Raw genomic sequence first — 18,738 nt, 5'->3', positions numbered from 1 at the left:
CCGATCCCGCTGTCGTCGTTGACGCGAACGGATCGATCGTGATTACTTCATTGCAAACCTTTGCAGCACCACGGGAGGCGACCGCATGTCACCGAGAGCCGCCGGGCGAGCCCGGTACGCCGTCGTGGGCACCGGCGCGCGGGCCGAGATGTTCGTCCGGGCGCTGGTGCTCGACCACGCCGACACCACCGAGCTGGTCGCCTTCGCCGACGTCAACCAGGCCCGAATGGACGCCCACAACCGCTGGCTGGGCGAGTTGGGCCACCGCCCGGTGCCCACGTACCCGGCCGGCGACTTCAAGGCAATGCTGGACTCCGAGCGCGTCGACGTCGTCCTGGTCACCAGCGTGGACGTCACCCACGACGAGTACGTGGTGGCCGCGCTGCGCGCCGGCCGGGAGGTCGTCACCGAGAAACCGATGACAGTGGACGTGGCCCGCTGCCGGCGGATCCTAAACACTGTCACCGAGACCGGTGGGCGGGTGACTGTCGCCTTCAACTACCGCTACAACCCGCTGCACGAACAGGTTCGCCGGCTGCTCGCCGAGGGCGCGGTCGGCGAGATCGGCTCGGTGCACTTCGAGTGGTTGCTCGACGTCCGCCACGGCGCCGACTACTTCCGCCGCTGGCACCGCGACAAGGCCACCTCCGGCGGGCTGATGGTGCACAAGGCCAGCCACCACTTCGACCTGGTCAACTGGTGGCTGGCCGCCACGCCCGTCGAGGTGTACGCCGCCGGCCGACTCTTCTTCTACGGCGAGGACGGTCGCCGGCACGGTTACGCCCGCGACTACGACCGGGCACACGGCTCCCCCGCCGCCGCCGACGACCCGTTCGCACTGCGGCTGGACGCGCACCCCCGGCTGCGCGAGTTGTACCTCGACGCCGAGGCCGAGGACGGCTACCAGCGCGACCGCAACGTCTTCGCCCCCGGGGTGAGCATCGAGGACGACATGGCGGTGCTGGCCCGCTACTCCACCGGCGCCACCATGACCTACCACCTCACCGCGTACGCGCCCTGGGAGGGCTACCGGGTGATGGTCAACGGCAGCCGCGGCCGACTGGAGCTGGACGTGGCAGAGAACGACTTCGTCGACCGGGGCACCGCCGGCGCGGTCAAGGGCGCCGCCCTGCACGGCGCCGAGGCGCCGGCCGAGGGCGGTGGTGCGACGCTTACCCTGCGCCCGTTCTGGGCCCCGCCCCGGCAGATCCCGGTGGAGGGTCGTAGTCGGCACGGGCACGGCGGCGCGGACGCCCGGATGACCGGGGTGCTCCTCGGCGGTCAACCCGACCCGTTGGGCCGCGCCGCGACCGCCGACGACGGCGCGTTGGCACTGCTCACCGGTCTGGCCGCCAACCGGTCCTTCGAGACCGGCCAACCCGTCCGCGTCGCCGACCTGCTCACCCCCCGCTGACACAGGAGACGAGGAGCCCCACTCCGTGCCCACGTTCGACCACACCGACCTGCTCCTGCCGCCCGAGCCGGGCCTGCGCGCGCTGGCCCGGGAGCTGTACGCCCTGGCGGCGGAGCAGCCCATCATCTCGCCGCACGGGCACGTCGACCCGGCCCTGCTCGCCGAGGACCGCCCCTTCCCGGACCCGGCGCAGTTGCTCATCGTGCCCGACCACTACCTGACCCGGATGCTGCTCAGTCAGGGCGTACCCCCGTCGGATCTGGGGGTGCCCACCCGCGACGGCAGCCCGGTGGAGACCGACGGCCGGGTGATCTGGCGACGCTTCGCCGCGCACTGGCACCTGTTCCGGGGCACCCCGTCGCGACTCTGGCTGGAGCAGACCTTCCGCACCGTGTTCGGGGTGCACACCCCGCTTCGCCCGAACACCGCCGACGCCCTCTACGACGAGATCGCGGCCCGGCTCGCCGAGCCGGACTTCCGGCCCCGGGCGCTGTTCGAGCGGTTCAACATCGAGGTCCTCGCCACCACCGAGTCGCCGTTGGACGACCTCGCGCAGCACGCCAAGCTCGCCGCCGACGGGTGGGGTGGGCCGGGCGGCCGGGTGGTCACCACGTTCCGCCCGGACGACGTGGTGGACATGGAGTTCGAGGGCTGGTCGGCAAACGTGGACCGTCTCGGCGACCGGGCCGGTGAGGACACCGGCACGTACGCCGGCTACCTGGCGGCGCTGCGGGCCCGGCGCGCCGCGTTCATCGCCGCCGGCGCCACCTCCTCCGACCACGGCCACCCCACCGCGCGCACCCTGGACCTGACGCCGGCCGAGGCCGAGCGGCTGTACGACCGGGGCCGGCGCGGCGAGGCCGACGCCGCCGACGCGGAGGCGTTCCGGGCGCACATGCTCGTGGAGTTCGCCCGGATGTCGCTCGACGACGGCCTGGTCATGCAGCTGCACCCCGGCGCGGTGCGCAACCACAACCGGTGGTTGCACGCCCGGCACGGCCGCGACGTCGGCGGCGACATCCCGCAGGCCACCGAGTACGTGCACGCGCTCGCCCCGCTGCTGGAACGCTACGGCAACGACCCCCGGCTGCGACTGGTGCTCTACACCCTCGACGAGGACACCTTCACCCGCGAGCTGGCGCCCCTCGCGGGCGGGTACGCCGCGTTGCTGCTCGGCGCGCCCTGGTGGTTCCTGGACTCCCCGGAGGTGCTGCGCCGGTTCCGGGAGACGGTGACCGAGAGCGCCGGCTTCTACAACACCACCGGGTTCGTCGACGACACCCGGGCGTTCTGTTCCCTTCCGGTACGCCACGACGTGGCCCGCCGGGTGGACGCCGGCTTCCTGGCCCGGCTCGTCGCCGAGCACCGGCTACCGATGGACGAGGCCGCCGAGACCATCGTCGACCTGGCGTACCGGCTGCCCAAGCGGGTCTTCAACTTCGGAGGACAGGCTCAATGACCGTCACCATCACCTCCGTCGAGGTGCACGACGTGCGGTTCCCCACCGCCGCCCGGGGCGACGGCTCCGATGCGATCAACCGGGGTGACTACTCGGCGACGTACGTGGAGCTGGGCACCGACGCCGGCCCGACCGGCGCCGGGTTCACCTTCACCAACGGTCGCGGCAACGAGATCACCTGCGCGGCGGTGCGTGCCCTGGCCCACCACGTCCAGGGCCGCACCATCGAGGAGATCACCGCCGAGCCGGTGGCGTTCTGGCGCTCGCTCAGCGCCGACGTGCAGCTGCGCTGGCTGGGCCCGGAGAAGGGCGTCATCCACATGGCGACCGGCGCGCTGGTCAACGCGGTGTGGGACCTGCGGGCCACCCTGGCCGGCAAGCCGATGTGGCGTTTCCTCGCCGACCTGCCCACCGACGACCTCGTGGCCAGCGTCGACTTCAAGCACATCACCGACGCGCTCACCCCGGACGAGGCAGCCGCCATCCTCGACAAGGGACGCGACGGGTTGGCCGACCGGTTGGCGACGCTCGAACGTGACGGTTTTCCTTCGTACACCACCTCGGTCGGGTGGCTCGGCTATCCCGACGACAAGGTGCGGGCGCTGACCCGGCAGGCGTACGCCGACGGCTGGCGGGCGATGAAGATGAAGGTCGGCGGTCCGCTCGCCGACGATCTGCGGCGGGCCCGGATCATCCGGGAGGAGATCGGCCCGAACGCGCTGTTGATGATGGACGCCAACCAGGTCTGGGACGTCGACGAGGCGATCACCGCGATGGAGGCGCTGGCCGAGGTGGACCCGTACTGGATCGAGGAGCCCACCCACGCCGACGACATCCTCGGGCACGCCCGGATCGCCCGCGCGGTGACCGAGTTGACCGCCGGCCGCTGCCGGGTGGCCACCGGTGAGGTGGCCGCCAACCGAGTGATCTTCAAGCAGTTGCTCCAGGCCGAGGCGATCGGGGTGATGCAGGTCGACGCCTGCCGGGTCGGCGGCGTCAACGAGGTCCTGGCCGAGCTGCTGCTGGCGGCGAAGTTCGGCGTGCCGGTCTGCCCGCACGCCGGCGGCGTGGGCCTCTGCGAGTACGTCCAGCACCTGGCGATCTTCGACTACCTGCGGGTGGGCACCGGTCTGGACGGTCGGATGATCGAGTACGTCGACCATCTGCACGAACACTTCGTCGACCCGGTGCGGACCCGCGGTGGCCGCTACCTGCTGCCCGAACGGCCTGGTTACAGCGCCACCATGAAGTCCGCGTCGATCGCCGAGTTCCGCTTCCCGGACGGTCCGGCATGGCGGTGACCGTCGGGGCCTCCCGGCTCGGCATGGGCATGCTGCGCCGGCTGCCCGCCGACGCCCGCCCGCTGATCCGGCCGGGCACCGTGCCGACCGGCGTCGTACACCTGGGGTTGGGCGCGTTCCACCGCGCCCACCAGGCCGTCTTCACCGAGGCGGCGGTCGGCGCGGCCGGGGGTGACTGGGGCATCGTGGCCGTCGCCCCGCGCAGCACCGCAGTGGTGGAGGCGATCGCCGCGCAGGACAACCTGTTCAGCGTCAGCGCCCTCTCCGCGGCCGGCAGCTCCACCCGGGTGGTGGGCGCCCTCAGCGGTGTCCGGCACGCGCCCAGCGACCCGGACGCCGTGGTGGCGTTGCTCGCCGACCCGGCGATCCGCGTGGTGACCCTGACCGTCACCGAGAAGGCGTACCAACTCGACCCGGTGACCGGCCGACTGTCCCCGGACTCGGCGCTCGCCGCGGACCTGGCCGGCGGCGCGGCGCCGACCACGGTGCCGGGGCTGCTGCTGCGCGGGCTGGCCGCCCGGGCCGCCGCGGACGCCGGGCCGGTGGCCCTGGTGAGCTGCGACAACCTGCCGGCCAACGGTCGACGACTGCGCGGCATGCTCGACCAGGCGGTCGGCCGGGCCGGCGGGGTGCCCGCCGGGCTGGTCGAGTGGGTGGCCGGCAACGTCACCTGCCCGGGCACCATGGTGGACCGGATCGTGCCGGCCAGCACCCCGGAGACGATCGAGGCGGCCCGGCTGGCGCTCGGCGTGACCGACCTGGCCGCGGTGGCCGCCGAGCCGTACGCGCAGTGGGTGATCGAGGACGACTTCCCCGGCGGTCGGCCCGGCTGGGAGTTCGCCGGGGCGGTGCTCACCGACGACGCCGGCCCGTGGGAGCGGTTGAAGCTGCGTGCCCTCAACGGGGTGCACTCCGCCATCGCGTACCTCGGAGCGTTGGCCGGTCGGGAGACGATCGCCGACGCGTTGGAGATCCCGCACCTGCGTGACGTGCTGCGCCGGCTGATCGCCGAGGACGTGGCGGCCAGCTTCACTCCACCGGACGGGGTGCTGGTGGTCGACTACGGCGAGCAGGCCCTCGCCCGGTTCGGTAACCCGGCGATCCACCACCGCACCCTCCAGGTGGCGATCGACGGCTCCCAGAAGCTTCCGCAGCGCGTCCTGCACACCATCGCCGACCTGCGCGCGACCGGGCGGTCCGCGCGCTGGGGCGCGCTGGTCGTGGCGTCCTGGTTGCGCTTCGCGCTGGGGTACGCCGACGACGGCCGGCCGTTGCCGTTCCAGGACCCACTGGCCGGGCCGATCCGGGCCGCGCTGGACGCCGGGGCGCAGAGCCCTGCGGGCGCTGTCGACGCGGTCTTCGGGCTGCGCGACGTCATCCCGATGGAGGTGGCCGAGGACGACGAGGTCCGCGCCGACGTGATCGCCTGGCTGACCGCCTTGGAGCGGCACGGCGTCGAGGCCACCCTGGCCGGTGCCCGGTGACCGGGTCCACCCGGACCGGTCGGCGGTGAGCGGGGCAACCCCACCGCCACGGGTGGCGGTGATTGGGGCGAACGGGCACGGTCGCTGGCACCGGCGGGTTATCGCGCCCCTGCACGCCGCCGGTCGGCTGCGGTTGGTCGCCCTGGTCGACGTCCGACCGGTGGAGGACGACCCGGCCGCACCGGTGCCGCCCGGGGTGGCGGTGTTCACCGACCACCGGGCGATGCTCGCCGCCACCCGACCGGAGGTGGTGGTGATCTGCACGCCGCCGCACACCCACCTGGCGATCGCCCGCGACGCCCTGGCCACCGGCGCGGACCTGCTGCTGGAGAAGCCGCCGGTGCTGTCGTTGGCCGAGCACGAGGAGTTGACCTGGGCCCTCACCGCCGCCGGTCGGGTGGCCCAGGTCGGCTTCCAGGCGCTCGGTTCGGCGGCCCTCACCGCGCTGACCGACGCGCTGGCCGCCGGCCGGTTGGGCACTGTCACCGGCATCTCCACCATCGCCGCCTGGCAACGGCCGGACGCCTACTACGCCCGCTCCCCCTGGGCCGGTCGACGGAGTGTGGACGGCCGGCCGGTGCTGGACGGCGCGCTCGTCAACCCGCTCGCGCACGCGGTCATGCAGTGCCTGGCTATCGCCGAGGCGCTCGCCGGGGCGACACCGTGGCCGGTGGCGATCGAGGTGGAGCGCTACCGGGTCCGACCGATCGAGGTGGAGGACACCGCAGTGCTGCGGGTCCGGTTCCGCGCCGGGCCGCCGGTGCTGGTGGCGGTGACCCTGGCCGCCGAGGAGTTCGTGGCGGGCGAGGTGGTGGTGACCGGTACGGCGGGGCAGGCGGTGCTGGAGTACCCGACCGACCGGCTGCGCCTGCCCGGGGACGTGGTGACCCGCCGGGTGCCGGGGCGGCTGGGGCTGCTGGAGAACCTGCTCGCCCACCGGGTCGACCCGGTGGGCGTGCCACTGATCGCACCGCTGGCCCGTACCGCGCCGTTCACGGCGCTGCTGGACGCGTTGCGGCCGGCGCCGGAGCCCCGGCTGCTCGACGGCGAACTGGTGACCACCCTCGGCGAGGGCGGGGAGCGGGTCCGCCACCTGCGGGGCGTCGTCGACGTGTTGCGCCGGGCCGCCGATCGGGGGGCGTTGCCGAGCGAACTGGGGGTGCCGTGGGCGTCCGGCGCGTACCGCGCCGAGCTGGCCGGATAGCGACAGGCACCACCTGGGACGGACCTCCACCACAAACGAATGGAGTGAGTCGATGCGCAGAATCCTCGGCGGCGCCACAGTGGTCGCCCTTCTCCTCGGCGCCACCCCGGCCGCCGCCGCTGCCCGCCCGGACGTCCCGTCCGCCGACCGGCTCTCCTGGTTGGCCGACCGCCTCGGCCGGCAGACGCTGCCCGAGCGGGACGGTTGGGCGGCCGACGGCCCCGGCACCACGGGCGGCTCGGCGGCCACCCCCGAACGGACCCGGGTGGTCCACGACCGGGCGGGGCTGGTCGCCGCGCTGGGCGGCGACAACGCCGGCAACGCCGCCGACGCCACCCCGAAGCTCATCTACGTCGACGGCGCCGTCGACGGCTTCGAAGGCCCCGGCGGTACGCCGCTGAGCTGCGCCGACCTGGCCGACCCGGCCTACCGGTTGGACGCCTACCTGGCCGCGTACGACCCGGCGGTGTGGGGGCGGGTGCCGCCGAGCGGGCCGCTGGAGGAGGCTCGGGTGCGCTCGGTGGCCAACCAGACCCGGCAGACCCAGATCAACGTCGGACCGAACACCACTATCGTCGGGCTGCGCGGCGCTCGACTGACCGGGCTCACCCTCATGATCGACCGGGCGTCGAACGTCATCGTGCGCAATCTGACCCTCGTCGACGCCCGGGACTGCTTCCCCGCCTGGTCGCCGACCGACGGTGAGGCCGGCAACTGGAACAGCCAGTACGACCAGATCTCGGTACGCCGCAGCGAGAACGTCTGGGTCGACCACAACACCTTCACCGACGGCGACAACCCGGACAGCGCCCAGCCGGTGTACTTCGGTCGGCCGTACCAGGTGCACGACGGGTCGCTGGACGTCACACACACCGCCAGCCTGGTCACCGCCTCCTGGAACCGCTTCACGGGTCGGGACAAGCTGTTGTTGATCGGCTCGTCCAACACCGTCGGCCCGGATGTGAGCCGGCTGAATGTCACACTGCACCACAACCTTTTCGACGGCGTCCTGCAACGGCTGCCCCGGGTGCGTTTCGGTCAGGTCGACGTCTACAACAACCACTACCGACTCGGTGGGGAGGACTTCCAGTACGCGCTCGGCGTCGGTGTCCAGTCGGCGATCTACGCGCAGAGCAACTTCTTCACACTGGACGCGGCGGTCGACCCGGCGGACCTGCTCTACGACTGGGGCGGCACTGCGGTGACCGAGCGAGGCTCCTGGGTCCGCCAGGGCGGCGGGGCGGCCCGACCGGTCGACCTGCTGGGGGCGTACAACGCGACGCATGACCCCGACGTGGCCGCGGACGCGGGCTGGACGCCGACCCTGCGCCGCGACCCCGTGCTGCCGGCGCCGTTGGTCCCCCTCCTGGTGGGCCTGCTCGCCGGCGCCGACCGGCTGCCCGTCTGACGGCTCGGCGCGCCCGCGACTCGCGGTCGGGTCGGCGACGTACGGGCTCATCGATGTGGTGAAGATCGGCTATAAGTGACGCATGGACTTCCCGCCGCACCTGGGCAGCATGCCGATGCACGCGATCACCGAGATCCACGGCGAACCGGGCCTGCTGGAACGTTTCCGGTTGGAGGTCCAGCAGTTCGACGACGCCGCCCGGGCGCGGTTGACCGCCGCGCTCGACCTCGCCGCCGAACTGCACCGCGACGATCGACGCGTCCGTGAGCCGTACCTGAACCACCTGCTGCGGGTGGCGATCAGGCTGATGCACCACTACCAGGTGCGGGACGTGGACGTGATCGTCGCCGGTCTGCTGCACGACGCGGTGGAGGACCATCCGGTCGAGCTGGCCGACGGCGATCCGGGCGCCGACCCGACCGGGGCCGCGCTGGCCGCGCTCGCCGCGCGGTTCGGGCAACGGGTGGCCACCCTGGTCGCCGCTGTCACCAATCCGGTGTACGACCCCGACCGGGACCGCAACGCGCAGTACCGGGAGCATCTGGCGGTCAGCCTGGACCGGGAGCCCTGGGCCCGGGTGATCAAGGTGTCGGACTTCACCGACAACGGGGTGGGCGTAATCCACACGGTCGGGCCGAAGGTGATCTCGTCGGCCCGGAAGTACCGGCCGCTGGTGCCGCTGTTCCGGGACCTGATCGGCCGGCCGGACACCCCGTTGTCGCCTGCTGTGAAGCGGCACATCTTCGGCCAGCTGGACCTTGCCGAGGAGCGGTTCAGCGCCATCCTGGACCAGCCCGCCCCGAACTGATCCGTTCCCGGATCACCCGACCGGGTTCCGTGACAAGTTCTCGGATCTGCCAGGAAGCCGCGGGCATTACGGTTGGTTTGCGCCAGATGAGAGGAAAGGCCCCTCTCGGTTCATCTTTCGGGCGTGTCACCAATCGAGAGGATTTGGACGATGCGCGACCTTTCCCGTCGTGATCTGCTTAGGGCTACCGCCGTCGGCGCCGGAGCGGTCGCTATCCCGAGCGTGATCGCCGGCAGCTCGGCGGTCGCGGCCGACGGTCCCGGGTGGGCTTCCGACACGAAGTTCCCGCCGGCACAGCTGACCGGCCGGATCGTCCGCCCGCAGAGCCCCAACTACGCGGAGGCCAGCCTCGGCTGGGACGAGCTGTTCGTGCACTACCCGCTGGTCATCGTCTTCGCTCAGGAGACCCAGGACGTGGTCAACGCGCTCACCTGGGCGCGGCAGCACGACGTCGCGCTGCGGGTACGCAGTGGCCGGCACAACCTGGAGGGCTGGTCGAACGTCGACAACGGCATCGTGATCGACGTCAGCGAGCTGAAGGACGTCCACATCGACACCGCCACCCGCACGGCGAAGGTCGGCGCGGGGCTCACCCAGTCGGAGGCCGTGACCGCCCTCGGGGAGCACGACCTCGCGGCGACGACCGGCACGGAGGGGACCGTGGGCCTCTCCGGCGCCACCCTCGGCGGCGGCTTGGGCTTCCTCACCCGCTACCTCGGGATGGCCTGCGACAACCTGATCGGCGCGGAGATCGTCGTGGCGGCGGGCGCCGACGGGGCGAAGGTGCTCGAGGTGGACCCGTGGAACTACCCGGACCTGCTCTGGGCGCTGCGCGGAGCGGGCAACGGCAACTTCGGGATCGTCACCTCCCTGACCTACAAGGTCGCTCCGGTCACCAGCGTCGCGTACCTGCAGGTGACCTGGCCCGGTCTCGGCGACCTGCACGAGGTCTTCGACACCTGGCAGCGCGTCGCACCCTTCACCGACCCGCGTCTCGGCAGCCAGCTCGAGGTCCACCCGACCGAGATCCTGTTCTTCGCGGTGCTGGCGGACGGATCCGAGGCGGAGGCCAGGAAGCTGCTGGCGCCGATCCTGTCGATCGGCAACCCCACTGTCACGGTGCAGACCGGCAACTGGGGCGACGTCTACGCCGGCTTCCAGACCCCGAACGAGGACGACCCGGCGAAATGGAAGTTCTTCTCCCAGTTCACCCGCGAGCCGTTTCCGGAGAAGGCGGTCAGCATCGTCCGTGAGTTCATGGAGAAGGCGCCCTCGCCCGACAGCAACTTCTTCACCCAGGCCTTCGGCCGGGGGGCGCAACGGCAGGAGCCCTTTGGCGGCTCGGCGTTCCCGCACCGCGACGCGCTCTTCTACTCGGAGCCCGGCGCGGGCTGGGGCAAACGCGGCGAACCCGACAGCGACGATGCCATCACCCCGATCGCCCAGACCTGGATCGCCGAGTTCAGCCAGGCGCTGCGGCCCTACGTGGACGGCGCCTACGTCAACGTGCCGAACATCGGCATGGCCGAGTGGGAGAAGGCCTACTGGGGGCGCAACTTCCCCCGGCTGCGCAAGATCAAGGCCAAGTACGACCCGCACAACGTCTTCCAGTACGAGCAGAGCATCCCGCCCGCGACGCACTGACCCGGACGACCGGCGGTGCGGGTGACACCGACCCGCACCGCCGGGCACCGCCACCGACGGCGGGTTCGATTCACCGGTCAGGACGGCGCGGCCTCGTCGAGGACGATGCGCAACGGGTGCGGGGCGCTGGTGGCGAGGTCGCCGAGCACGGCGAGCAGCAGACCGCGCTGATCGGAGCGCTCATCGACGAGCAGTTGGCCGGCGTCGGTGATCAGCACTGTGAGCGGGCCGGCGTCGAGCCGGTCCCGGAGCACGTCGGAGAGGGAGTCCCAGGTGTCCCCCAGGTACGCCGGCAGGGCCAGTACGGCGGCGAGCGCGGCGAACAAGTCGGCCCTGGTCCGCGTCATCGCTCCGGCCAGCACCACCGCGCCGGGCACGTCGAGGCCGCCGCCGTGGCGGACGATCAGCCAATCGGGCACCCGACCCGCGTGCTCGTCGACCATCACGTTCCTCCTGAATCTGTCCGGGGGCGACGACCCGCGGCGGGGCCGGCCGACCGCGGCCGGCCGGCCCCCAGGTCGGTCAGAGCCGGTAGAAGTCGGTGTAGTGGTTGGGCGAGAACCAGGTGACCCCGGTGCTGCGGTTCACCACGATCCGGTACGCGTCCCGGGCGGCGCCCTGGGTGCGCGGGTAGACGTCGTACTCGTAGTAGGTGGCGTTGGCGGGCAGTTGACCCTCGTAGTTGTAGAACCGGCCGCCGGCGAAGTTGGACTTCCCGCCGCTCCAGGAGTACCAGCCTCGGCTGGTCGGGAACGCCTTGGCGGACCAGCCCGAACGGGCGGTGCGGGCGTCCGCGCAGCGGCTCATGGTGCAGGAGCTGTAGACCGCCGCGAAGGCCGGGTCGGTCGACCGAGGGGAGACCACGGACGGGCCGACCAGCGCGGCGGCGACCATGGCGAGGAGCAGGGCGAGGGCGGTGGTACGCCGGCGGATCGCGCCGAGCGTGGCCAGCGGGGACACGAGGGTGGACACAGGCTGCCTCCAGACCATCCGATCCATCGATCCGCGTGATTGTTGGACCGGACCCAGTCTCACCGCTGCCGGTCGGCGGCAACACCCTTCGGCACCCCAACTGCTCCACAATGCTCGGTTAACCCCGGATGATCATCTGTCTCGGCGCGCCCGATCGGGAGCAGCGCGAGCATGCCGAGGCTGACCCAGACGTACGCGTTGGCACCCACGAACCCCCACGGTCCGTCCGAGCCGTTGGCGAAGACCCAGACCAGCCCACTGCACAGCACGACGTAGCCGGCGGCACCGGCACTCGCCCGACGGCGGGCCGTCGCGTCGACCGGCGGCCACGGCAGCGCGGACGCGGCGAGCACCACCAGCCCCGGTACCAGCCACACCAGGTGGTGCACCCAGGTGACCGGGCTGACCAGGCACGCGGCGACGCCGGTCAGCGCGAAGCCGGCCCGTTCGTCGCCGTCGCGCACGGCCCGGCGTGCCCGTACCGCCCACACCGCCAGCACGGCGACGACGAGCAGCAGCCACACCCGCCGGTCCGGGTGCGCCGGATCGAGCCGGGCGACCAGGCCGAGCAGCGACTGGTTCGACACGTACGCCAACTCACCGACCCGGTCCGTGTCCCACAACGCCTCGGCGAAGAACGTGTGGCTGGCCTGCGGCGCGAGCACCGCCGCGAGCACCGTGGCGCCGATGAGGGTGCCGCTGGCCGTGGCGGCGGCCCGCCACCGCCCGGTGACCAGCAGGTACCCGATGAAGATCGCCGGGGTGAGCTTGACGGCGGCGGCCAACCCCACCCCCACGCCGGCCAGCCGACTGCCCCGCTCCAACAACCACAGGTCCACGTAGACCAGCGCCACCAGCGACAGGTTGACCTGTCCGAAGCTGACCGTGTCCCGCACCGGGTTGAGCCCGGCCAGCAGACAGCAGGCCAACGCGAGCGCGTACCAACGGGTCCAGCCGTGCCGCCGGGCCAACGGGTCCACCAGCAGGTGCAGCAGGAACGCGACGGCCAACGCGGTCAGCAGCAAATTCGCCACGATCGTCGGGTACCAGGCCAGCGCGGCCATCGGCGCCATGCTCACCGCGGCGAACGGTGGGTAGGTGAAGCCGTACCCGTTGCCGGTGGTCCACTCGTACAGGTCACCGCCGCGCACCCAGTGCCCGACCGCGCCGTGGTAGACACCGACGTCGAACCAACCCCGATGCCCGGGCAACACCGCGATCGCCACCGCGAGCACGGCGACCAGGCCGAAAACCGTCACCACCCGCCGCCGACCCGCGTTCATCGGGCAAGCTCCACCGGGGCGGGTGGCACCAGCAGGCGCAGCGAGCCGACCGCGAGCAACCCCACCAGCACCCCGGCGACGGCCAGCACCGCCTGCGCCACATCCGGTCCGAAGCCGCTGGGCAGCGCCACGAACGCGAGCACCACAGCGCCCAGCGCCGCCGCCGGCCGGGCCCGCCCGTGCGCCGCCGCCGCGAGCAGCACCAGACCCCACAGCGCGTACCAGGGCCGGGTCGCCGGGCCGAGCAGCGCCGCCGCCACCAACACCAACCCCAGCGCGTACGCCGGCCCGAGCCGTCGCCGATGCCACCACACCCCGACCGCCACGGCGAGTGCGGCGGCCACGCCCAGCGCCAGACAGAACCGCATCGGGGCGTCGCCCAGGTGCAGACCGAACCGCCCGGCCGCGCGTGACGCCACCCGACCCAGCGCGCTGGAGATCGACCAACTGTGCTGGTACATCGGGGTGCCGAGCGCGCCGACCCACCCGTACCCGATGCCGGTTGCCCAGGTGACCACGGCGGTGGTGCCCACCGCGAACCCGGCGGTGCGGGCCACCGAGGTCGGCAGTCCACGGTGGCGCGCGGCGAGCGACACGACCACCAGCAGCCCGACCACCGCCGGCACCTTGACCAGCGCGGCGAGGGTGACCAGCACGGTGGCCGCGCCGTAGCGATGCTCGAAGGCGAGACTCAGCCCGGCCACCAGCAGCCCCAGCATCACCGCCTCGTTGTGCGCGCCAGCGACGAGGTGCAACGGTACGAGCGGGTTGAGCACGCCCAGCCAGAGCGCGGCGGCCGGATCGACGCCGCAGTGCCGGGCCAACCGGGGCAGGTACGCCACCAGCAGCGCCACCCCGGCCAGCGCCACCAGGCGCAGACCGAGCACGCCGAGCACCAGCTTGCCGCCGGTCACGCCACTGACAACTGCCGCCACCGCGAGGAACACCGGCCCGTACGGCGCGGGGGTCTGCTGCCACATCTGCGGCACCTCACCGGCCAACGCGCCGCCCAACCGGGCCACCCCGTGCCGGTACACGTCGACGTCGGCGAGGACCATCGCTCCCTGCGCCAGGTAGCTGTACGCGTCCCGGCTGAACAGCGGCGGCGCCGCCAGCAACGGCCCCGCCCAGCAGAGCAGGGTGAGCGCGGCGGAACGTCGGTCGACGACCTCGTCGGGGGCGTGCGGATGCCGGCCCGCCCACCACCAGGCGGCCACGAGCAGGGTCAGGCCGGCGTACCCGCAGAGCAGACCCGGCCCCGCGAGCTGCCGCAACGCGCTCCACCAGGCGGCGTGCGCGCCGACCGGGAGCGCCCCGGCGGCCAGGCCGGCGCCGGACAACACTGTGGCACCGACGCCTCCGAGCAGCCGGTACGCGACGACGGTCGGCAGTGTGCGCACCCGGGCAGGATGTCGTCCGCGGCTGACCGCCACACGACCCCCGGACGATCACCAGGCGACGGCGCGATGTCGGACCGGCTCGGCCGTCCCACCGTCGACGACCCATGGTCTGGTTCGTGTCGGTATGCGGTCTGCTCGCTGACGGCGTGGCGGCGGGCATATCGGTCACCGGTTGTTAGCGTGAAACGCGGATCCGTGACCGTGGAGGGGTGCCATGACGGACGCCCCCGACGGGAGGCCGAGGCCCGCGGACCAGTGGCGACACCGGGGCGTACGAGGGTTGACCATCGCCCGCGACGCCGGTGTGCGCGGCTGGCGGTGGTGGGCGCGTAGCTGGGATCGGCTGGTCGCCGCACTCCAGGACGAGGCGCCCGTCGGTTCCGCTGCCGCGCCGTCGCCGTCCGGTCCACTCGTCGAGCAACGCGACGCACCCCGGCTGATCGCGGTCCCCGCACGCGGGTACGTGTACTCGTTCTACATCCGCGCCACGTTCGCCTGGTCGTCACCGGCGAGTCTGCGGTCCGAGGTGCTGAGCTGGTACGTGCAGAACTTCCAACCGAACGCGATCCAGCGGCTGACCCGGCTGGCCGCCGACGCCGCCCGGGACCTGCCCCCGCACCGGGCCGGAGACCTGGAGGTGGCGTTGCAGCGGGCGCTCGCCGAGGATCCCCTGTGGCACTACCAACGGGGCGACATCACGCTCACCTGCCGCCCCGACGCCGCCGTACGACTCGACGAACGGATCATGCCGGCGCTCCAGCCGCACGTCGACCGCCTGGTCAAGCTGGAATACCAGTTCGACGAGCAGATCCGAAAGGCCCGGTACGCCGAGGAGCTCAGCCGCCAGTGGGCGACGATCCTGAATGACCACGCGGACGACCACGAGCTGGCCGACGCCCGCGACCACATGCTCACCGCGCAACGAGAAGCCGCCCGATGGATCGCCGAACTCCTCCACCGCCACAGCGAGCACCCACCAGAGTCGGCACCCACGCCCAGAGTCCCCCCACAACAGACCCACCCCACCCCTCCCACCCCTGCCCCGGCCCCGCCAACCCCCGAGTAGCTCCCCCGCCCTCTCCCCCATGATCAAGTGATGAAAAGTAGGTGTGGAGGGCCTGTGGGACCTATTTCTCATCACTTGATCATGGGGCGGGGCGGGTGCGGTTGGCGAGAATGGCCAGAGTCTCGTGGCGGACCTGAACCGGATCCGTGGTTAGGCGACGGTGGGTGAAGCGGACGACGAGGATGCCGATGGTGGCGAGCAGGGCGTCGCGGCGGAGGTCGATCTCGCGTTCGGCCGGGTCGCCGTGGCTGGTCGCGCCATCCAGTTCGATGTTGACACGTTCCGCCTCGGCGAACAGGTCGAGGTAGATCGTCCGGGCGCCGACCCGTACCCGCGCCTGCCGGGTGAACGTCGGCATTCCCGGGCCGGTGAAGACGTGATCGTGGCCCCAGATCTCCAACGGGCTGCGGCAACCGGCGGCGAGCCGGTCCAGCAAACCGCTCAGTGCCGCACGGTCGGGCATCCGGGGTACCTGGGCAGATGTGGCGGCGAGGCGCTGCGGCGTGGTCATCCGATCGTTGACCGCACGGATGAGCAGACTCGATCGGTCGATCGGCGGCAACATCGGCCAACAGTCCACCAGGGTCCGGTCGAGCCGGGTGACCGGCAGTCCTCCCCGTGTCACCACCTGCGGCGGCGCGACCACGAAGCCGGAGCGACGTCGTACCAGGAGATGCGGCCGATCACGCAGGCCTGAGCCCTGTGGCACGTCGAGATAGACCGCCTCCTCTGGTGGCTGGCGGCGCAGTCCCCACACGTCAAGGGCGGTCAGGCGACTCAGCACCCCGCGCCCGTCGACGTACGCCAGCACAGCGCGTCGGGCGACGTCCCGCTCGACCCGGGCCAGCGTCGGCAGGTCGGAGTTGGCGCGACGGATCAGCGCCGCGTCGCCGTAGACCCCGGGCAGCAGTTGTATCAGCCGGTTCGCCCGCCGGGCGGTCTGGATCGTCCAGGCCGGGACCGCCCGCAGTATGTCCCGTCGAGCGACCAGCCCATTGCCGCGCACGAGCAGAGCATGCAACCTCGGGTCCACCGCCCCACCCTGCCCCGGCGTACGGCCGAGTACTGCCCGCGTGACGGCCGCTGTGGATAGCGAATGCACCTGTGGACCGCCGCCCGAGGCACCTTCGATTGTGGTATGCGGAGCCGTGGTGCCTCGCCTGGCTCGGGCCAGAGCGGCGACGGCGAGTCGTTTCGGCGAGGCGGCACTCACCTGGAGACCGGCAAGCGCCTTGTCCGAGTCGTTGGGCCGCGACCGACGCCCGAACAGGAGTCGAACCAGTACTGGAGCAGCCACGGCAGTCGGTCTTCGCCCCTGAGCCATGATTCGATGTTGACGTCCAGAATGCCGACTGACACTGGGACAGCCTGGTCGGTGCGTTCTTCCTGGGTTTAACCGCCGAAGCTCAGCGCCTGCCGCAGATCCACGTCCAGGCTCTCGTTGTACTGCGGATCGGGCTCAGCCCCGGCAGCGCTGAGGACGGTGCTGAAGAAGCATCGGGCGCCAACGGCGAGGATCACGCGGAAGATTTCCGTGTCATCGAGACCGTGACCGCGCAGGCCCGCGACGTCGGCTTCGGTGACGGAGCTTGCATCGGCCGCGACCTTTCCGGCGAAGTTGACGACTGCGACCTCCTGCGCGGAGAGAACAGGGCTGCCGTGGTCCGACGCGATGGCGGCGACGCTCGGCGCGTCGAAGAACTTGTCGCGTAGGACCTTTCCATGCGCCAAGCCGCAGTAGGAGGATTTCAGGGCCCGAGCTGCGGCGAGGGTCGCCAACTCGTAGCGGCGCAGCTCCATCCCGGTCTTCACCGAACCGTTGAGCTGCTGCCACGCCAGGTACACAGCCGGGCTGTGGGCGAACAACCTGGTGTAGTTGGGCAGGTAGCCCATCGCCTTCGTGTCCGTGTCGAACATCCGCTCGGTGTCAGGCGACTGCTCTGCCTGCTGCAGGAAACTCATCCGGCTCCTCCCCATGCTTGACCCGGACGGTACGCCGTTGGGACTGCGGACGCTGTCAGGAAATCGGCCGTGCACGGGGGCCCGACACTCGACGATCGTCAGGTGAGGGGTTTTCCTCACACCCGATCCACACCGGGTCGCGGACCCGCTTGGGGCCTCGGTTGTCGAGCCACCGGCACGGCCGAGCTGTGCCCACTGCCGGTAGCCCTCGAGGTGCCGCCAGGTGACCGCCCGCCAATCCAGTTCGCCAGGAGAGCCGACGAGCAGAAGTGCCGTGGCGCCCGAACCCACGCGCCACCGTTCCTAGCGTGTGGCCTGGCATCCGGCACGAGGCGCCTCCCCGGTCGACGAAGCCTCGGTCTCGCGCCCGCACACCGACGGATCAGCTGGGCAGCGGATGACCGCCGCCGGTCTGGTCGATCCGGCGGCGGCCAATCGGGTCCGAGAGCGCCCGTCCGAGCAGGTGCGTGCGCTAGGAGCTGAAGGTCCAGAGGAAGTAGAAGCCGGGGGCGTTGGGGCCGTACTGGCGGTACTCGCAGTAGTACCGGCTCCACAGGCCGGTCCGAACACCCTCACTGCCATAGCTGTTGCAGAACTGACCGTCGGAGTAGACGTTGCGCAGCGTGCCGCCCGGCGGATCCGCCGCAGCCGGAGTGGCGCTGACCCCGACCAATCCGCCCAGTGCCAGCGCCACCGCCGTCACCAGGGTCGCCCATCTGCGTCCGCGCATGGAGCCTCCTCATCACCGTCCACGGTGCATGGCGGCTCTGCGTCGAGCCGAGACCGGGACATCGAAGTTCGTGAAAGTAAAGGCTTGCATGGGCGCGTGCGGTTCGGCTCCCGACAACGGGCGGCGCTACCGCGACGATCCGCCAGCGATCTCCGTCGAATGGGCATCCGCCGTGAGGTGGCCAGCCCTACCCCGCCGGCTACCCAGGCAGGTTGACGCCGCCACGAGGTGCGGACCCGCGAGTTCGCCGCGTGCCGGCGCGGCGTCGACCGGAAGGAGGTACGCGAATTCCAGGCCCGGGTGTCGGATGCACTGGCCATGCTCAACGAGACGGTACGGCTGCTCAGCCGGGAGTACGACCGGATCAAGCGGGCGCTGCGTGACTGGCAGACGATGCACGCGCGGAAGTGCCCGCCACCGCAGCAGCACCACCACAATTCCGGCCACTGGTGACCGCGCGTCCCTCCCCCGGCGACCTGCTCGTCATCGACGGCCGAGCCTCGGTGCAGTTCGCCGGGGATCATGCCCTGACCTTCCGCGTCGTCTCAGTCTGCGACCGACCGACGCACGAGGGCTGGGTCTGGTTGACCGGCTAGGTCCTCA

18 protein-coding genes are annotated in these 18,738 nt (G+C 71.8%); 11 read left to right on the top strand and 7 right to left on the bottom strand.

Features of this window, described 5'->3' with window-relative positions:
* Positions 1-85 precede the first annotated feature (85 nt).
* The 8 genes from PSH03_RS08645 (at position 86) to PSH03_RS08610 (ending at position 10,722) form a co-directional block, all read left to right on the top strand.
* Positions 86-1,414 (top strand): Gfo/Idh/MocA family protein, encoded by a 1,329-nt coding sequence (locus tag PSH03_RS08645; RefSeq protein WP_238688793.1) that lies wholly within the window; start codon positions 86-88, stop codon positions 1,412-1,414.
* A 25-nt stretch (positions 1,415-1,439) separates the two neighbouring features.
* Complete coding sequence (gene uxaC, locus PSH03_RS08640) at positions 1,440-2,873, top strand: glucuronate isomerase (RefSeq protein WP_238688792.1); 1,434 nt, start codon at positions 1,440-1,442, stop codon at positions 2,871-2,873.
* Positions 2,870-4,174 carry an enolase C-terminal domain-like protein gene (locus PSH03_RS08635; RefSeq protein ID WP_238688791.1) on the top strand — a complete coding sequence of 435 codons (1,305 nt, stop codon included), beginning with the start codon at positions 2,870-2,872 and terminating at the stop codon, positions 4,172-4,174. The genes uxaC and PSH03_RS08635 overlap by 4 nt, the downstream gene beginning before the upstream one ends.
* Positions 4,165-5,658: a mannitol dehydrogenase family protein gene (locus tag PSH03_RS08630; RefSeq protein ID WP_210782362.1), complete on the top strand. Its 1,494-nt coding sequence runs from the start codon at positions 4,165-4,167 to the stop codon at positions 5,656-5,658. The genes PSH03_RS08635 and PSH03_RS08630 overlap by 10 nt, the downstream gene beginning before the upstream one ends.
* Entirely contained in the window at positions 5,648-6,862 is a 1,215-nt protein-coding gene (locus PSH03_RS08625) for a Gfo/Idh/MocA family protein (protein WP_238688790.1), read from the top strand. The genes PSH03_RS08630 and PSH03_RS08625 overlap by 11 nt, the downstream gene beginning before the upstream one ends.
* A gap of 52 nt (positions 6,863-6,914) precedes the next feature.
* Positions 6,915-8,270, top strand: a complete 1,356-nt coding sequence (locus PSH03_RS08620; protein ID WP_238688789.1) for a pectate lyase family protein — start codon at positions 6,915-6,917, stop codon at positions 8,268-8,270.
* Positions 8,271-8,352: 82 nt separating this feature from the next.
* The gene (locus tag PSH03_RS08615) at positions 8,353-9,078 is read left to right on the top strand and encodes an HD domain-containing protein (RefSeq protein ID WP_210782359.1); all 726 of its coding nucleotides are present in this window, start codon (positions 8,353-8,355) and stop codon (positions 9,076-9,078) included.
* Between the two features lie 150 nt (positions 9,079-9,228).
* Positions 9,229-10,722 (top strand): FAD-binding oxidoreductase, encoded by a 1,494-nt coding sequence (locus PSH03_RS08610; RefSeq protein WP_238688788.1) that lies wholly within the window; start codon positions 9,229-9,231, stop codon positions 10,720-10,722.
* Positions 10,723-10,799: 77 nt separating this feature from the next.
* Here the strand turns inward: PSH03_RS08610 and PSH03_RS08605 are convergent, their stop codons facing one another.
* From PSH03_RS08605 to mptB, 4 genes are all read right to left on the bottom strand, one after another.
* Positions 10,800-11,165, bottom strand: a complete 366-nt coding sequence (locus PSH03_RS08605; RefSeq protein WP_210782355.1) for a barstar family protein — start codon at positions 11,163-11,165, stop codon at positions 10,800-10,802.
* 79 nt (positions 11,166-11,244) lie between these two features.
* On the bottom strand, positions 11,245-11,712 hold the full coding sequence (locus tag PSH03_RS08600) for a ribonuclease domain-containing protein (RefSeq protein WP_247669103.1): 468 nt from the start codon (positions 11,710-11,712) through the stop codon (positions 11,245-11,247).
* Positions 11,713-11,753: 41 nt separating this feature from the next.
* Positions 11,754-12,977 (bottom strand): glycosyltransferase 87 family protein, encoded by a 1,224-nt coding sequence (locus PSH03_RS08595; RefSeq protein ID WP_238688787.1) that lies wholly within the window; start codon positions 12,975-12,977, stop codon positions 11,754-11,756.
* Positions 12,974-14,377, bottom strand: a complete 1,404-nt coding sequence (gene mptB / locus PSH03_RS08590; RefSeq protein ID WP_238688786.1) for a polyprenol phosphomannose-dependent alpha 1,6 mannosyltransferase MptB — start codon at positions 14,375-14,377, stop codon at positions 12,974-12,976. Before mptB ends, PSH03_RS08595 begins: the two co-directional genes overlap by 4 nt.
* A gap of 214 nt (positions 14,378-14,591) precedes the next feature.
* Here mptB and PSH03_RS08585 point away from each other — a divergent pair, with 214 nt between their 5' ends.
* Positions 14,592-15,443, top strand: coding sequence for a hypothetical protein (locus tag PSH03_RS08585; RefSeq protein WP_238688821.1), 852 nt, complete (start codon positions 14,592-14,594; stop codon positions 15,441-15,443).
* A 79-nt stretch (positions 15,444-15,522) separates the two neighbouring features.
* On the opposite strand, the gene PSH03_RS08580 is transcribed toward PSH03_RS08585, so the two are convergent.
* The 3 genes from PSH03_RS08580 to PSH03_RS08570 form a co-directional block, all read right to left on the bottom strand.
* Entirely contained in the window at positions 15,523-16,449 is a 927-nt protein-coding gene (locus tag PSH03_RS08580) for a DUF559 domain-containing protein (RefSeq protein ID WP_238688785.1), read from the bottom strand.
* 386 nt (positions 16,450-16,835) lie between these two features.
* On the bottom strand, positions 16,836-17,405 hold the full coding sequence (locus PSH03_RS08575; protein ID WP_238688784.1) for a carboxymuconolactone decarboxylase family protein: 570 nt from the start codon (positions 17,403-17,405) through the stop codon (positions 16,836-16,838).
* A gap of 472 nt (positions 17,406-17,877) precedes the next feature.
* Complete coding sequence (locus tag PSH03_RS08570) at positions 17,878-18,135, bottom strand: hypothetical protein (RefSeq protein WP_210782345.1); 258 nt, start codon at positions 18,133-18,135, stop codon at positions 17,878-17,880.
* Positions 18,136-18,363: 228 nt separating this feature from the next.
* Between PSH03_RS08570 and PSH03_RS08565 the strand changes: the two genes are divergently transcribed.
* Together PSH03_RS08565 and PSH03_RS08560 are read left to right on the top strand one after the other, a co-directional pair.
* Positions 18,364-18,588 carry a cell division protein DivIVA gene (locus tag PSH03_RS08565; protein ID WP_238688783.1) on the top strand — a complete coding sequence of 75 codons (225 nt, stop codon included), beginning with the start codon at positions 18,364-18,366 and terminating at the stop codon, positions 18,586-18,588.
* Positions 18,585-18,731 carry a hypothetical protein gene (locus tag PSH03_RS08560; RefSeq protein ID WP_238688782.1) on the top strand — a complete coding sequence of 49 codons (147 nt, stop codon included), beginning with the start codon at positions 18,585-18,587 and terminating at the stop codon, positions 18,729-18,731. Before PSH03_RS08565 ends, PSH03_RS08560 begins: the two co-directional genes overlap by 4 nt.
* The last annotated feature ends 7 nt before the right edge of the window (positions 18,732-18,738 follow it).

The organism is Micromonospora salmantinae (assembly GCF_022230905.1).
GTDB classification, from domain to species: Bacteria; Actinomycetota; Actinomycetes; order Mycobacteriales; family Micromonosporaceae; genus Micromonospora; species Micromonospora salmantinae.
The sequence above is the reverse complement of the archived record's forward strand: the minus strand, read 5'-3'. Positions and strand labels throughout refer to the sequence as shown.

Bases quoted from the DNA above. Each gene is read 5' to 3' on its own strand.
- PSH03_RS08635 (WP_238688791.1), top strand. From the start codon at position 2,870: ATGACCGTCACCATCACCTCCGTCGAGGTGCACGACGTGCGGTTCCCC.
- PSH03_RS08620 (WP_238688789.1), top strand. From the start codon at position 6,915: ATGCGCAGAATCCTCGGCGGCGCCACAGTGGTCGCCCTTCTCCTCGGC.
- PSH03_RS08570 (WP_210782345.1), bottom strand. From the start codon at position 18,135: ATGCGCGGACGCAGATGGGCGACCCTGGTGACGGCGGTGGCGCTGGCA.
- PSH03_RS08600 (WP_247669103.1), bottom strand. From the start codon at position 11,712: ATGGTCTGGAGGCAGCCTGTGTCCACCCTCGTGTCCCCGCTGGCCACG.
- PSH03_RS08615 (WP_210782359.1), top strand. From the start codon at position 8,353: ATGGACTTCCCGCCGCACCTGGGCAGCATGCCGATGCACGCGATCACC.
- PSH03_RS08645 (WP_238688793.1), top strand. From the start codon at position 86: ATGTCACCGAGAGCCGCCGGGCGAGCCCGGTACGCCGTCGTGGGCACC.
- PSH03_RS08585 (WP_238688821.1), top strand. From the start codon at position 14,592: ATGACGGACGCCCCCGACGGGAGGCCGAGGCCCGCGGACCAGTGGCGA.
- PSH03_RS08605 (WP_210782355.1), bottom strand. From the start codon at position 11,165: ATGGTCGACGAGCACGCGGGTCGGGTGCCCGATTGGCTGATCGTCCGC.
- PSH03_RS08610 (WP_238688788.1), top strand. From the start codon at position 9,229: ATGCGCGACCTTTCCCGTCGTGATCTGCTTAGGGCTACCGCCGTCGGC.
- PSH03_RS08630 (WP_210782362.1), top strand. From the start codon at position 4,165: ATGGCGGTGACCGTCGGGGCCTCCCGGCTCGGCATGGGCATGCTGCGC.
- PSH03_RS08575 (WP_238688784.1), bottom strand. From the start codon at position 17,405: ATGAGTTTCCTGCAGCAGGCAGAGCAGTCGCCTGACACCGAGCGGATG.
- PSH03_RS08595 (WP_238688787.1), bottom strand. From the start codon at position 12,977: ATGAACGCGGGTCGGCGGCGGGTGGTGACGGTTTTCGGCCTGGTCGCC.